Here is a 14,360-nt window from a genome sequence, read left to right as displayed (position 1 = left end):
AATCAAGCAAGAAACCAATGTGTCCTACATCGGCACGATCAGCGTATGGCTTCAACAGGCAGGCTCCTCGAGAACCCAATGCTCCGTCGGCATAGAACTTAAAAGCTCGAACCGTTAAGCGCTCTTCCAGGATAGGCCCCTTAGGTAAGAAGTGATCGATATTCTCTTGAGCATCACTTAACATCACATACATGCGCATCTTGAGTTCACCACTTTTGTGCATCTCTTGAATGAGCTCAACGTCTTCACGCATGAGTCCAGCGTCATCAACGGTGGTTAGTCCCACTGCAAAGCATCGCTCTTGAGCATCAAGCAATGCACGTTTCTTCTCAGACTTTGTGGCTTTCGGAATGGCTTCTTTCACTAAATCAACCGCGTTATCGATGAGTACACCGATAAACTGGCCGTCTACCTTGATGAATTCTCCACCTATGAGTTCTTCGTCTCCAGTCAACCCCGCTAGCTCCATTGCCTTACTATTCACAATAGCAGCGTGGCCATCTACACGAGAGAGGAAAACCGGACGATCCGGAAACAGCAAATCCAGAGTATCGTTCGTCGGAAAGGCGCCATCATCCCAATCGTTTTGATCCCAACCTCTTCCCATCAACCAACCTTCGGGGTATGATTCACTTTGCTTTTGAACTAAGGACACCACTTCATCCCAAGAATTCGTACCGACTAAATCGGCTTGACTTAACCCTAGACCATATCCAAGGAAGTGGCAATGGGCGTCAATAAGTCCTGGGTAAATAAACTTCTTCTGAGCATCGATGACTTCTGTCGCATTGTACTTATTCATGATTTGACGCTCAGGACCTACTTCCACAATCTTTCCATCTTTGATCGCCATCGCTTCCGCGCTAGCGAGTTCAGGATCCATCGTAGAAATATCAGCGTTATGAATAATCAGGTCTGCTTGCTCTCTTTTGAAGCCACAGCCAAGGCATAAAACTATACCTATATATATAGTCGCATTTTTAAGCATTGCTCAGTTCTTGAAAAAGGTGAATGAATTTGCTTGTGCCGCAGGCATGATGACAATGTCATTCAAGCACACATGAGGAGGGCGAGTTACTGCAAACCAAAGGGTATCTGCAATGTCTTCTGCAGTCAGCGCCTTGTATCCTTCGTAGACTTTCGCCGCCTTTTCTTCATCTCCTTTGAAGCGCACCATACTGAACTCCGTTTCAGCTGCACCCGGACTAATCTGCGTTACCCGAATTCCTAATGGAAGGAATTCAACACGCATCGCTTTGGTCAGCGCATCCACAGCAAACTTTGTTGCACAATAGACATTACCTCCGTTGTAAACTTCCTTACCAGCAATCGAACCAATGTTGACGATGTGCGCGTTTTCAGCATTTCGCATATGCTCAACCGCAAAACGAGTCACATACAGGAGCCCTTTGACATTCGTATCAATCATTCGCTCCCAATCTTCGAGATCACCACTGTCAATTGTGTTTCTCCCAACGGCCAATCCGGCGTTGTTGACCAAAATTTGAATGGTCTTCCATTCCTCAGGCAGAGAGACGATAGCTTCTTCCACTGCCTTGGCGTCACGAACATCAAATGGCAACGCGTAAATATCTGTCTGATGCGTTTGACTCAATTCTTCGGCCAAAGCATGGAGGCGTTCAGCTCGTCTTCCTGTGATGATGACGTTCCATCCTTCTTGTGCAAATCTGCGGGCAATGGCTTCGCCAAATCCTGCACTCGCACCTGTTACCATAGCTATTGGTCTATTCATTTTGGTCGCTTTTGAAGCTGTAAGGTAGTTCAGCCGAAGAGAAATTACGAGTGTTGACGTTTTCTTAATTGCCCACAATTATCCACTTAGTAACTTCGCAGCACAAAACGAGATTACTATGCGTTTCCTTATTCTACTCTTCTGTATGATTTCAGCTAGCGCTGGAGCTCAAACCATTTACGAAATCCAAGGTCAAGTTGATGTCACCCCTTATGCTGATCAAGAAGTAACTACCTCTGGAATCGTTACAGCTGTTGACGGATCTGGCTACTACATCCAAGATGGTCAGGGAATGTGGAACGGCATCTATGTTTATGATCAAAACAATACTCCTGAACTGGGTGATGAAGTTGAAGTAACTGCCACCGCAGTGGAGTTCTACGACTTCACCGAGTTGACAACCATTACAGCTTTCGCGGTATTATCAAGTGATAATGACCTTCCAACAGCAGAGGTTGTGAATACCGGAGATGTTGCCGACGAAGGATGGGAAGGCGTATTGCTGCAAATTTCGGCTGCGGAATGTACCAATGCCGATCTCGGATTCGGTGAATTTGAGCTGAACGACGGCTCTGGTCCTTGTCGAGTTGACGATCTATTCTACCTATTTACTGCTACAGAAGGAGTTCAGTACGGTGTGACCGGCCCTTGTTATTACTCGTTTGGAGACTACAAAATTGTTCCTCGCGGTGAGGAAGATGTTGTGATCGCGGAACCTCTCTACTTCACAGTTAACCCAGAAGAGTTCAATATGACGACTTCTTCTCTCGAGATTAACTGGAATACCAATGAAGCTTCGAACTCTATCGTTCAGTATGGACTCACTGACACTTATGAAATCGGAACCATCGCTGATGAAACAGCAGTGACTGAACACTCAGTAACCATTGATGGTTTGGATGAAGCGACTTCATACTACGTTCGTGTTTTCTCTGAGAATGGTGAAGACAGTACTCCACTTTTTGATCGTGTAGTGAGTACTACTTCTTCTGTGGGAGGTGAAATCACTGTTTGGTTCAACCATTCTGTTGACACGAGTGTATCGACAGGGACCGAAGCCCTCACAACGGATAACATCACAGATAGCATTGTCAACTACATCAATTCTGCAGAATACACGCTGGATATCGCGATGTACGATATGCTTGACATCAACCCACTCATCATCACAGCGATTAATGGGGCATTCGCAAATGGCGTTCAGGTTCGTTTCATTTCAGATCTCGAAGCGGAGAACTTGGCTCTTGGAAATTTGGATGATGACATTCCTGTATTGACTGGAAACAATGACGGGATCATGCACGACAAGTTCCTTATCGTAGACGCGGAATATGCAACGAGCGCTAAGCTGATGACAGGGTCTATGAACTGGACTGGTGCCAACCTCGGTTGGGACTTCAACAACATTATCATCATCGAAGACCAGGCATTAGCTCGCACCTATACTAGAGAGTTCAATGAAATGTGGGGATCTGAAGGTCTCGAACCAGATGCCAATGCTGCTCTTTTTGGCCCGAACAAAACAGACAACACTGCTCACAAATTCATCATTGGTGGTATTGAAATCGAGAGCTACTTCTCTCCAAGCGATGGCGCCACTGCACAAATGCGCGAGCGAATTGACGCTGCCGAAGACAGAATTGCGTTGGGAATGATGGTATTTACTGAAAATAGTCTGGGTAACGCCATGATTCAAGCACACGACGCTGGTGTTGATGTTGACGGAATTATCGATTACGTAGAATTCAACGGGAGCGAATTCATGCCTTTGCTTGATGCAGGTGTCAATGTGATCGACTACCAAAACGAAGATGGATCTCAATGGCCTGACGGACCAGTATTCCACCACAAGTACTGCCTTATTGACTTCGAAGAGACAAGCTCAACCCCTGTTCTTATTACAGGTAGTCATAACTGGACTGCTTCTGCAGAATCAATCAATGACGAGAATACCTTAATCATTTACGATCACAGTTTGGCGAACCAATTCTATCAGGAATGGACAGAGCGTTGGGATGAATTGACCACAAGTATTGAGGAGAACGCTAAAGGAGTTGCTTTCGAGGCTTACCCGAATCCAACAAATGGAATCGTCAATATCAAGTCAACAGGTCAAGGACAGTTAATGGTCTTTGACGCGCAAGGCAGACTCATCGTCGTTGAGAATATCAACTTCTTACGTTCGATTGATCTTTCGCGTTTTGGCGCTGGGCACTATACGCTCCGCTTCGAAACCGAAGCTGGAGCGACAGAGCAGCAGATTATTCTTCAGTAACCGGCTTGTCTTTTCGGCTTCCTTGGTACAAGCCGAATCCGTAGTACTTACATTCCAGCTTACCGTTGTATAGGGTATGCTTAGCATGAGGTCTGAATCCAACATGATTCAGGGCTTCAGCGTTGGATGTGATAATCCAAGCATCACCATTGGCGAAATCATTCTTGAGCTTCAGTCCCATATCGCGGTACATCTGTTCGATGTTTTCCGGACGCATGCGTTCTCCGTATGGAGGGTTCAGAATGACTGTGACTCCTGATTGATCTTCCGGGAGATCGAAGAAGTTCTGGTCTTCAATTGTAATGTCGTGTTCCCAAGCGATTTTACTGACTACGCTTTGGGTCTGACGAAGGGCATCACGATCGACATCACTTGCAAGAATCTTCACCTTGTCGGTATTTCGTCCTTGCCAGATCTCTAGGCGCACTTCTTCTGCGACTTTGCGATCGTAATCTTTCCATTTCATGAAACCGAAATGCGGACGGAACCATTGCGAAGGCAGGTTAGCAGCTTTCATCGCGGCTTCCATCACCAGTGTTCCAGAACCACACATTGGAATGTAGAGAGTCTTTTCTGGAGTCCACTTGCTCAATGCAATCATAGCAGCAGCAAGCGTTTCGTTCAATGGTGCCTTTGCCCCAGGAGGACGGTATCCTCGACGGTGCAGACTATCTCCGGAACTATCGAGTGAGATTAACACCATGCTTTCATGAATACGAAGGTGAATCACCAAGTCAGGGTTCTCTTTCGCAACTGATGGACGCTTTCCTGTTTTTTCTCTGAATCGATCGGCAATCGCATCTTTCACCTTTAGGGCAGCATAATGCGAGTGATCAAAGAAATCTGAAGAAACAGATGAGTTGATAAAGAGCGTTCCTCTCGAAGAAAGCACCTGTTCCCAAGGTAATTTCTTAGCGAAGCGGTAAAGTCCTTCTGGATCTTTAGCTCTTCCCTCAGCCCAAGGCAAGAGGATTCGGATAGCGAATCGACTGCACATGTTTGCCTTTACCATTCCACGGTAATCGGTTTCAAAACTTACTCCACGCTTAGTGGTTTCTACGTTTGTGAATCCGAACGACTCAAATTCTTCTGCCAATAGTGGCTCAAGCCCTGACAGGGTTGTTGCAAAGAAGGGTTTCACCTCGCTCATCCGCCTTTTCTTTTTGTTTTGTACCCCATTTCATTGAGGAGATTCATCACCTTATCACGGTGATCACCTTGGAGGAGGATTTCTCCATCCTTGGTATTTCCGCCAACTCCACACTTTCCTTTTAAGGTTTTTCCTAGATCTGATAGATCCTCGGAAGCACCAACGAATCCTTCAATCAGCGTAACGGTTTTCCCTTTGCGCTGTTTTCTATCAAGTGAAACGTAGAGGAGTTGTTCAGATGGGGGAAGCGTCTCTTCTTCGAATGACTCTTCCGATTCGTAGTTGAAATCAGGGTTGGTGCTATACACCACATTGACCCTATCTTTTTTTCCGGAGCGCTTTCCCATGGCACAAAAGTACACTTCCGAAATCGAACAATTGATGCTTATTCCTTTTTCTCACGAACATCCATGAGTAGAATAACATCTACGACCGTATGGGCCATCACCGCACTCCACACTCCAAAGGCCTCTGTCATGTATCCAAATCCAATAACCACCAGGGTCATGTAGGCCCCGTAAACTGAGATTCGCCAGTCTTTTGGATTCAAGTAGCCGTGGATTGCAACAAAGAAAATAGCGGTGAGGAGAATTCCGAGAAGTGGTTGAATCGCCCCTCTGAAAAGCAACTCCTCTCCCACTCCAGCGCAGACCGAAATGAAGATAATCTCACTCCAATTGAGCTGAAGATTTCCAAACATCCGAGCGTAACGCATGCGCACACCTTCCATAAAATTTCGACTGATCACGAACCGAGCACCCAAAGCAGCCACGATTCCCACAGGAATACCAATCATCAATTGGTCACTGATTGGCCATCTTCCTATCCAACGATCCCAAAGATTGACTTCGCTGCTAAATTCAGCAATCACCCATGCAATGAGCGGCATGATTAGCAGTGTCAAACCAGCCATTGTTGTGAAGGCCTTTCGTTGTCTATTCGCTCTACTCGACATACCGCCAAAGGTAGGTCGAAGTCAGTCCGCAATGAAAATCGTACCTTTATTCTTACAAACTTTAACCAATGAAGTCGCTTACTAACCTATTACTCACAGTGTTTGTGCTTGCGCCAAGTATTCTAATGGCTCAAGGAAACTGTACCGAAGAAGATCTTAGCTACATCGCAAATAATATCGAGTTCGTCACTCAAGTCTCTGCTGATTGTGGAACAGACTGTCTCTTTGCTGGAGATCCTGAAGCTTGTTTTTCTGACTGTATGTCGGCTTTAGTTCCGCTTACCGGACCATGCGTTGGGTGCTTTTCAGGACAAACGGCCTGTGCAACTGACAACTGTTTCCTTCAATGTGTATTTGGATCACAGGAAGACTGTGCCGCTTGTATCGAAGAGAACTGTCTCGATTCGTTCAATGAATGTGCTGGAATCTATGATAATGACAACGACACTTTCACAACACTAAGCGATTGTGACGATGGTGACGCATCAATCAATCCAGGAGCTACTGAAATCTGGTATGACGGCATTGACCAAAACTGCGATGGAGCAGACGATTTCGACCAAGATGGTGATGGAGATCCATCAGCAGAGTATGGTGGAACCGACTGTAACGACCTTGACCCGAACACCAATAACGATGTCGTGACTTGGTTCGCAGATACAGATATGGATGGGTTTGGTGATGTAACGAATTCAACGACTTCTTGCATGCAGCCTCCTGGTTTCATCTTGAACAACAACGATTGTGATGACACTCGAAATGACGTTTACCCAGGAGCACCGGGAACTGGAGCAGGAATCGACAATAACTGTAATGGTGTGATCGATCCTGATGAAGTGTTGATCTGTTTGGGTGACCTCGACAACGACCTTACGGTTGGAACGAATGACCTATTGATCTTCCTTTCTGGCTTTGGGTGTCTTGAAAACTGTATCACAGACCTTGACGGCGACGGAACCGTTGTCTCTTCCGATCTTTTGCTTTTCCTTAGCGCCTTCGGAATAATCTGTGACTAATGAATTTTCTTCCTGACGACATCGAGAACTACGCTAATAATCACACGGAAGCGGAGCCTCAAGTCTTACAATCTCTTTATCGAGAAACGTGGCAAAAAGTAATCATGCCACGCATGCTTTCAGGTCACCTGCAAGGGAGACTGCTCAGTATGTTCAGCAAAATGATGCAGCCAAAACGCATTCTCGAGATTGGGGCATACACTGGTTACTCTGCCATTTGTTTTGCAGAGGGTCTTCATGCCGAAGGAAGAATCGACACCGTTGAAATCAACGAAGAACTCAACTCCATTCAAGACAAATACTGGGAACTGTCTGGTCTGAAAGATCGAATCCAACGTTTCAACGGTAAAGCGTTGGAGGTGATTCCGACATTGGAAGACTCTTATGACATGGTATTCATAGATGCCGACAAGGAAAACTACTTAGAGTACTACGAATTGATTCTTCCGAAAGTCCGTCAAGGAGGATTGATTTTGATTGACAATGTGCTTTGGACTGGAAAAGTGATTGAAGAAATCAAAGGTCATGACCCTGAAACAAAAGCGCTCAAGGCTCTGAACGACCTCATCCAAGAAGATGACCGAGTATCTAACATTCTGCTTCCAGTGCGTGATGGAATCATGATGGCCATGAAAAAATAAAGCCCCCAAATTGGAGGCTTTATCAAGATCTATTTGAACGACGGTTTAAGCGCCAATAACTTCTTTCACTTTGTCAGCAGCTTCTTGAAGAAGAATCACACTGTGTACTTCTAATCCTGATTCTTCGATTAACGCTTTCGCTTCTTTCGCGTTTGTTCCTTGCAGACGAACGATGATTGGCACTGGAATGTCGCCAATGTTCTTGTATGCATCAACAACCCCTTGTGCTACACGGTCACAACGTACAATACCTCCGAAGATATTCACTAGGATCGCCTTCACTGAAGGGTCTTTCAAGATGATACGGAAAGCTTTCTCTACACGAGCTGCATCAGCAGTACCACCTACATCAAGGAAGTTTGCTGGAGAACCACCGCTCAACTTGATGATATCCATGGTTGCCATTGCCAAACCAGCACCGTTTACCATGCACCCAACGTTCCCGTCTAGTTTTACGTAGCTCAATCCTGCCTCATCCGCTTCAACTTCTGTTGGATCTTCTTCTGTCTTGTCACGCATTGCAGCGTAATCTTTGTGACGGAAGAGTGCGTTACCATCAAGACTTACTTTTGAATCGACAGCCATGATACGGTCGTCGCTTGTCTTCAATACTGGGTTGATTTCGAACATTGTTGCATCACAACCAAGGTATGCTTTGTACAATGCGAAAACGAACTTCGTCATGTCCTTGAACGCCTTACCACTCAGCCCTAGGTTGAATGCTACTCGACGTGCTTGGAAACCTTGAAGACCCAAAAGTGGGTCAATCTCTTCTTTGAAAATTCGCTCTGGAGTCTTCTCAGCTACCGCCTCGATATCCATCCCTCCATCAGGTGAGTACATAATGATGTGCTTTCCTGACGCGCGGTCAAGAAGAACTGACATGTAATATTCTTCAGGATCACTTTCACCTGGGTAGTAAACGTCTTGCGCAATCAACACCTTGTTTACTTTCTTCCCTTCAGCAGAAGTTTGAGCTGTAACGAGGTGTCCACCAAGAATTCCGTTCACTTTTTCAGGAACTTCTTCCAAGCTCTTCGCTAGAACAACACCGTGAGATCCAGTCTCAGTAACCGTTCCTTTTCCTCGTCCACCAGCGTGGATTTGAGCCTTCACAACGAACCATCCGGTTCCTGTTTCTTCCTGCAATTTCTTTGCAGCAGCACTTGCTTCTTCCGCTGTATCAGCGACGATTCCTTCTTGAATCGCTACTCCGAAGCTTTTAAGGATCGATTTACCTTGATATTCGTGGATATTCATTGTGTCAAATTTGCCGCCAAAAGTACCCCGAATGAGATGAAAAACAAAACACTTTCAATGAAGGAATTGTGGCTTTGTTTGATGCTTATTTTTCTTTCGCCTAACGGCGGAAATGTGCAGCCCGCAATTCTACTATCTTTGCCGCCGTTGCAAGCGACCAGCCTTGTTGACGGAACGCCTTACCGAACCCATGTACACGAACGCATTCCATACCTTATCTATAGTTATCCCTGCTTATAACGAAGGGCCGACCATCCACTTAATCTTGGATAAAGTGCGAGAAGTGGAACTCATCGCAGGTATAGAAAAAGAGTTGATCATTGTTGACGACTGCTCGAGTGACAACACCATTGAAGCTATTGAAGCCTACATGTCAGCTCACCCTGAGCTAAGAATCTCTTTGAGCAAGCACGAAGTCAATAAGGGCAAAGGCGCGGCACTTCATACTGGGATTGCTCAGGCGACTGGCGAATACTTGATCATTCAAGATGCTGACCTAGAATACGACCCAGAGGAGTACAATGACCTGCTAAAACCTATTGTCAACGGTTTTGCTGACGTCGTTTACGGATCTCGATTCATGGGATCAAACCCACACCGCATCCTGTTTTTCTGGCATACCGTTGGAAACAAGTTCCTGACTCTCTTATCTAATATGTTCACTAACCTGAACCTTACAGATATGGAGACTTGCTACAAGGTGTTCGATACGAAAAAGGTACAGTCATTGAAATTGAAGGAGAAGCGATTCGGCTTTGAGCCAGAAGTCACCGCAAAGATTTCACGCCTACCAAAGATTCGTATTTACGAAGTTGGTATCTCTTATTACGGTCGCACGTATGACGAAGGGAAGAAGATTGGATGGAAAGACGGATTTAGAGCAATCTACTGTATTCTGAAATACGGCATCTTCTCTAGATAAGCGGCCACCCTCACATCTTCAATTTGAGTAATATTGCCCTATGATCAAGGTAGATAACATCAGAAAAAGCTACGGCGAACTAGAAGTCCTCAAAGGCATCGATCTGGAGATCGCTCAAAAGGAGATCGTTTCGATCGTGGGAGCTAGTGGCGCTGGTAAAACTACTTTGCTTCAAATTCTTGGAACACTCGACACACCTGATTCGGGAAGCATGACTTTCGATCAATTGGACGTCACTGATTTGACAGCCAATTCGCTTGCTGAATTCAGAAACAAACGCATTGGATTCATCTTTCAATTCCATCAACTCCTTCCTGAGTTCACGGCGATTGAAAACGTATGTATCCCAGGTATGATCGCTAAACGTCCGGTGGCGGAGGTAAGAGAAAGAGCAAAAGAACTTCTTGGAAGACTCGGTCTTGCTGATCGCATTGACCATAAACCTTCCCAGCTTTCCGGTGGTGAACAACAACGTGTTGCTGTTGCACGCTCCTTGATCAATGATCCGTTAGTGGTCTTTGCCGATGAACCTTCTGGGAATCTCGATTCCAAAAATGCCGACGAATTGCACCGGTTGTTCTTCACACTTCGTGAAGAGCTCGGGCAAACCTTTGTCATCGTCACCCACAACGAACAACTCGCTGACATGGCCGATCGCAAGATTCGCATCGTTGACGGTAGAGTAGAAGAGTAATTTACGGCGTGATTTTTGTTGCATTCTCCATCCTGAAGAAGCTGTTCGAAATGACAGAGTGTATGTTGAGACAAGTAGTCGTTGTATTGATGTTATTACTCCCCGGAATCTCCTATTCTCAGATCGTCACGGTGATTGACGATGAGACGGAAGAACCACTGGAGCTAGTGACGATTACCAGTGAAAATCCGGAAGCGTTTGCCGTGACCAATAAGGACGGTCAAGCCGACATTTCAGATTTCAAGGGCGCTGATGAGATTTACTTCCGAAGCCTAAACTATGAATGGCTAGCCACGGGGTATTCAGTCTTGAAGCGAAGCGAATATGTGATTCGCATGCAGCGTAACGAAATTACACTTGACAAAGCCATCGTCTCTGCTTCTCGCTGGGGACAAAACAACAAAGATATTGCAGAGCGCGTCGTGGCGATTAGCCCGCGTGATGTGGCGCTTCAAAATCCACAGACTGCCGCAGACCTCCTGGGTTCTACTGGAGAAGTGTTTATTCAAAAAAGCCAGCTTGGTGGAGGTAGCCCAATGATTCGAGGATTCTCTACGAATCGCCTGCTGTACTCAGTCGACGGAGTGCGCATGAACACTGCCATCTTCCGCAGCGGAAACCTTCAAAACGTGATCAATCTGGATGCCTTTGCTATTGAAGGAACTGAGGTGCTTTTCGGACCTGGATCTATCATCTATGGAAGTGACGCTATTGGAGCGGTGATGAGTTTTCAGACACTCTCTCCGCACTTCACGCTCACAGAAAACACTGATGTCTCTGGGAAGGCTGCCTTCAGGTATTCAAGCGCTTCGAATGAACGCACCGGGCACTTCGATGTGAATGTCGGTTGGAAAAAGTGGGCTATGCTCACCAGTTTCACCAGCAGTGATTTTGGCGATTTGCGTATGGGCAAGAATGGACCGGATGATTACCTGAATCATTTCTACGTGCAACGACAAGACACCAACGACGTTGTCATTGCCAATCCTGACCCTTTGGTTCAACGACCTACCGGTTATCAGCAACAGAATTTCATGCAGAAAGTCCGATTCGCTCCAACGAAAGAATGGGACTTCGAATATGGATTCCACTACAGCACGACATCAGATCTACCGAGGTATGATCGTTTGATTCAAACGCGCAACGGAAATCCTCGAAGCGCCGAATGGAATTACGGACCGCAGAAGTGGTCTATGAATATGGTAGAGATCAAGCACCGTAAATACACTTGGCTCTACGATAACATGAACATCCGTTTGGCCTATCAATCGTTTGAAGAGAGTCGTATTGACCGTGATTTCAATGATCCTATTCGCTACACTCGCGTTGAAGCGGTAGATGCCTACTCAGCTAACATTGACCTTCAGATTGAAGCCCTCCCTGAGTTCGTGGTATTCTACGGAGCAGAAGTGATCTACAACGATGTGACGTCACGAGGGTCTGCGTTGAATATCAATACTGATTCTACCTTCACCTCGGCGTCCCGTTACCCGAATGCTGAATGGCAATCGGCAGGGGCATATTTGACCGGACAGTGTAACGTAACAAAGAAGTTCATCATCGAAGGCGGATTGCGTTACAACTACTACGCGATCGATGCAGACTTCAGCAACAACAGTGACTTCATACCATTGCTTCGTACAGAAAGCCAATTGAGCAATGCCTCATTGACTGGAAGCCTGGGAGCTGTTGTCAATCCGAGTGAAAAATCATCTGTAAGCATTAGCGCTGCGACGGCGTTTAGAAGCCCGAATGTAGACGACATCGGAAAGGTATTTGACTCTGAGCCGGGAGCTGTTGTTCTCCCGAATGATGACCTGCGCGCAGAAGTGGCATACAATGCCGAAATCAACTACTCACAAATTATTGGAAATGCCTTCAAGGTAGACCTCAGCGGATTCTACACGGTACTCGAAGATGCGATGGTTCGTCGTCCCTCTACCTTCAACGGACTAGACTCCATTTTCTACGACGGTGAATTGAGTCAAGTACAGTCTATTCAGAATGCCGCTCAAGCCACGGTTTATGGCGCGAACATCGGAGTTGAGTTGCGCCTTCCTTGGGGATTCGGCGTTTCAGCGCGATACAACTACCAAATTGGAGAAGAAGAATTGGATGATGGAACATTGAATCCATCACGTCACGCAGCACCAGCCTTCGGTGTGCTTCGATTGAACTACAAGACTGGAAAGATCACCATGCAATGCTACGCGCAGTATGTGAGCGAACGTCGTTTCGAAGATCTTCCAATCAATGAGCAAGCAAAACCACACCTGTACGCGAGTGACGCCAATGGAAACCCATACGCTCCCGCTTGGTACACGCTGAATTTCAAGGCGCTTTATCGCGCGAACAACTTGATCAACGTAAGTGCGGGTATTGAGAATCTAACTGACCAGCGCTACCGAGCATACAGCTCAGGAATTGCCGGAGCTGGACGTAACTTCATTATCTCGACAAGCCTTAACTTCTAGGCGTGGAAAGTCAAGATTATTTAAAGAAGCTGGAATCAGCGTTCCGGAGCGCAGCGAACGAAGAAAATGCTGCGGGAATGGAAGCGTATATGAAAGGTCAATTCCCCTTTCTTGGAATTAAAAGCCCTGAACGCAAAGCCATACAACAAGACTATTTCCGCGCTAGCGAAAGACCCCAGATTCTAGACCTGAGTCAGGTTATAATGTACTTGTGGGAACTGGATGAACGTGAGTTTCAATATTGCGCCCAAGAGCTCTTTCATAAATACAGCAAACAGCTTAACCCTTCGCACATAGAACTGATCGAAGACATCGTGCTTTTAAAGCCGTGGTGGGACACCATTGACTTCATTGCTTCAAATATTATTGGCACGCTCTTTCAACGCCATCCAGAGATCATTCAATCGGTAACTCAGCAATGGATGAATTCTGGAGATATGTGGCTGCAGCGCTGCTGTTTGTTGTTTCAATTGAAGTACAAAAACGACTGTGATGTAGCGCTCCTTGAGAGCTTTATTCTCAGACTAAATGATCATCCTGACTTCTTCATTCGAAAGGCCATTGGATGGTCTTTGAGACAGCTCTCGAAGTTCGATCCAGAGAGCGTAAATCGAATTATTTCAGAAATCCCGTTGAGTCCGCTCAGCGTCAGAGAAGGCTCCAAATACCTGTAAATCAGCACGCTTTGTAGGAATATTCCGAAAGTGCAAAATTTGCATAATTATTATGCAAGCATAACTGATTTTTCGTAGATTAGCTGTTATGAAGCCAGAAGAAACAGTTGATTTTCACCTCAGGTGGGTGTGGGCTAAAGTAGCCCGACTCTACAATCAGGAAGCGGCAAAGCACGGTGGCACCATGTCTATAGGCTACATCCTGTTGAACATAGATAAAGAAGGTACAAATTCTACGAAACTCGGACCAAAAATGGGGATGGAGCCCCGCAGTCTGACTCGCACATTGAAAACGATGGAAGAGAGCGGATTGATCTACCGAGTTCAAGATAAAATTGATAAGCGCAAGGTGAAGGTTTTCCTCACAGAGAAAGGGCAAGCCATGCGCGAAGAATCCAAGAATGTTGTTGTTGCCTTCAACGAATTCGTGCGTAAACGCGTCGACACCGAAAAATTCGAGGTCTTCCTGGAAGTGATTGCTGAGATCAATGAGCTCTGTGATCACCCGAATCTCTTCAACGAACCCGCAAATACCCCAACTTAAAC

At 46.0% G+C, this 14,360-nt stretch carries 14 protein-coding genes (1 of these 14 cut by a window edge); 8 read left to right on the top strand and 6 right to left on the bottom strand.

All coding sequences use genetic code 11. The features are described 5' to 3' along the window. A protein-coding gene (locus RA156_RS01380) for an amidohydrolase (RefSeq protein ID WP_306642177.1) crosses the window boundary here: on the bottom strand, positions 1–883 show its 5' portion. 656 nt of this gene lie to the left of the window's left edge; the window shows 883 of its 1,539 coding nt (coding positions 1–883); the start codon lies at positions 881–883; its stop codon lies beyond the left edge, outside the window. Positions 884–991: 108 nt separating this feature from the next. Next, positions 992–1,753, bottom strand: coding sequence for an SDR family NAD(P)-dependent oxidoreductase (locus tag RA156_RS01375; protein WP_306642175.1), 762 nt, complete (start codon positions 1,751–1,753; stop codon positions 992–994). Between the two features lie 118 nt (positions 1,754–1,871). Between RA156_RS01375 and RA156_RS01370 the strand changes: the two genes are divergently transcribed. Further along, complete coding sequence (locus RA156_RS01370) at positions 1,872–4,028, top strand: phospholipase D-like domain-containing protein (RefSeq protein WP_306642173.1); 2,157 nt, start codon at positions 1,872–1,874, stop codon at positions 4,026–4,028. On the opposite strand, the gene RA156_RS01365 is transcribed toward RA156_RS01370, so the two are convergent. The 3 genes from RA156_RS01365 to RA156_RS01355 are packed head-to-tail and all read right to left on the bottom strand — an operon-like array spanning position 4,015 to position 6,133. Then, a complete protein-coding gene (locus RA156_RS01365) occupies positions 4,015–5,178 on the bottom strand; it encodes a THUMP domain-containing class I SAM-dependent RNA methyltransferase (protein ID WP_306642171.1) in 1,164 nt (387 codons plus the stop codon). The genes RA156_RS01370 and RA156_RS01365 overlap by 14 nt on opposite strands. Further along, entirely contained in the window at positions 5,175–5,525 is a 351-nt protein-coding gene (locus RA156_RS01360) for a translation initiation factor (protein WP_306642169.1), read from the bottom strand. Before RA156_RS01360 ends, RA156_RS01365 begins: the two co-directional genes overlap by 4 nt. Before the next feature lie 38 nt (positions 5,526–5,563). Next, positions 5,564–6,133 carry a CPBP family intramembrane glutamic endopeptidase gene (locus RA156_RS01355; RefSeq protein ID WP_306642167.1) on the bottom strand — a complete coding sequence of 190 codons (570 nt, stop codon included), beginning with the start codon at positions 6,131–6,133 and terminating at the stop codon, positions 5,564–5,566. Positions 6,134–6,201: 68 nt separating this feature from the next. On the opposite strand from RA156_RS01355, the gene RA156_RS01350 reads away from it, so the two are divergent. Next, complete coding sequence (locus tag RA156_RS01350) at positions 6,202–7,149, top strand: putative metal-binding motif-containing protein (protein WP_306642165.1); 948 nt, start codon at positions 6,202–6,204, stop codon at positions 7,147–7,149. Then, the gene (locus RA156_RS01345) at positions 7,149–7,790 is read left to right on the top strand and encodes an O-methyltransferase (RefSeq protein ID WP_306642164.1); all 642 of its coding nucleotides are present in this window, start codon (positions 7,149–7,151) and stop codon (positions 7,788–7,790) included. The genes RA156_RS01350 and RA156_RS01345 overlap by 1 nt, the downstream gene beginning before the upstream one ends. Before the next feature lie 45 nt (positions 7,791–7,835). On the opposite strand, the gene sucC is transcribed toward RA156_RS01345, so the two are convergent. Beyond that, positions 7,836–9,050, bottom strand: coding sequence for an ADP-forming succinate--CoA ligase subunit beta (gene sucC, locus RA156_RS01340; protein WP_306642163.1), 1,215 nt, complete (start codon positions 9,048–9,050; stop codon positions 7,836–7,838). 190 nt (positions 9,051–9,240) lie between these two features. On the opposite strand from sucC, the gene RA156_RS01335 reads away from it, so the two are divergent. The 5 genes from RA156_RS01335 (at position 9,241) to RA156_RS01315 (ending at position 14,358) form a co-directional block, all read left to right on the top strand. Beyond that, the gene (locus RA156_RS01335; protein ID WP_434064820.1) at positions 9,241–9,972 is read left to right on the top strand and encodes a glycosyltransferase family 2 protein; all 732 of its coding nucleotides are present in this window, start codon (positions 9,241–9,243) and stop codon (positions 9,970–9,972) included. Between the two features lie 40 nt (positions 9,973–10,012). Further along, positions 10,013–10,666 (top strand): ABC transporter ATP-binding protein, encoded by a 654-nt coding sequence (locus tag RA156_RS01330; RefSeq protein WP_306642160.1) that lies wholly within the window; start codon positions 10,013–10,015, stop codon positions 10,664–10,666. A gap of 8 nt (positions 10,667–10,674) precedes the next feature. Next, entirely contained in the window at positions 10,675–13,140 is a 2,466-nt protein-coding gene (locus RA156_RS01325; RefSeq protein ID WP_306642159.1) for a TonB-dependent receptor plug domain-containing protein, read from the top strand. Between the two features lie 2 nt (positions 13,141–13,142). Beyond that, a complete protein-coding gene (locus tag RA156_RS01320; RefSeq protein ID WP_306642158.1) occupies positions 13,143–13,814 on the top strand; it encodes a DNA alkylation repair protein in 672 nt (223 codons plus the stop codon). A gap of 88 nt (positions 13,815–13,902) precedes the next feature. After that, a complete protein-coding gene (locus RA156_RS01315; protein ID WP_306642157.1) occupies positions 13,903–14,358 on the top strand; it encodes a MarR family winged helix-turn-helix transcriptional regulator in 456 nt (151 codons plus the stop codon). Positions 14,359–14,360: the final 2 nt, after the last annotated feature.

Origin of the sequence: Sanyastnella coralliicola (assembly GCF_030845195.1) — a bacterium.
Lineage (GTDB): Bacteria > Bacteroidota > Bacteroidia > Flavobacteriales_D > Sanyastnellaceae > Sanyastnella > Sanyastnella coralliicola.
Note: the sequence above shows the minus strand (reverse complement) of the source record. Positions and strands in the feature narration are given on the sequence as shown.

Coding starts and splice junctions, on each gene's coding strand:
- RA156_RS01375 (WP_306642175.1), bottom strand. CDS start 1,753: ATGAATAGACCAATAGCTATGGTAACAGGTGCGAGTGCAGGATTTGGC.
- RA156_RS01370 (WP_306642173.1), top strand. CDS start 1,872: ATGCGTTTCCTTATTCTACTCTTCTGTATGATTTCAGCTAGCGCTGGA.
- RA156_RS01365 (WP_306642171.1), bottom strand. CDS start 5,178: ATGAGCGAGGTGAAACCCTTCTTTGCAACAACCCTGTCAGGGCTTGAG.
- RA156_RS01360 (WP_306642169.1), bottom strand. CDS start 5,525: ATGGGAAAGCGCTCCGGAAAAAAAGATAGGGTCAATGTGGTGTATAGC.
- RA156_RS01355 (WP_306642167.1), bottom strand. CDS start 6,133: ATGTCGAGTAGAGCGAATAGACAACGAAAGGCCTTCACAACAATGGCT.
- RA156_RS01350 (WP_306642165.1), top strand. CDS start 6,202: ATGAAGTCGCTTACTAACCTATTACTCACAGTGTTTGTGCTTGCGCCA.
- RA156_RS01345 (WP_306642164.1), top strand. CDS start 7,149: ATGAATTTTCTTCCTGACGACATCGAGAACTACGCTAATAATCACACG.
- sucC (WP_306642163.1), bottom strand. CDS start 9,050: ATGAATATCCACGAATATCAAGGTAAATCGATCCTTAAAAGCTTCGGA.
- RA156_RS01335 (WP_434064820.1), top strand. CDS start 9,241: ATGTACACGAACGCATTCCATACCTTATCTATAGTTATCCCTGCTTAT.
- RA156_RS01330 (WP_306642160.1), top strand. CDS start 10,013: ATGATCAAGGTAGATAACATCAGAAAAAGCTACGGCGAACTAGAAGTC.
- RA156_RS01315 (WP_306642157.1), top strand. CDS start 13,903: ATGAAGCCAGAAGAAACAGTTGATTTTCACCTCAGGTGGGTGTGGGCT.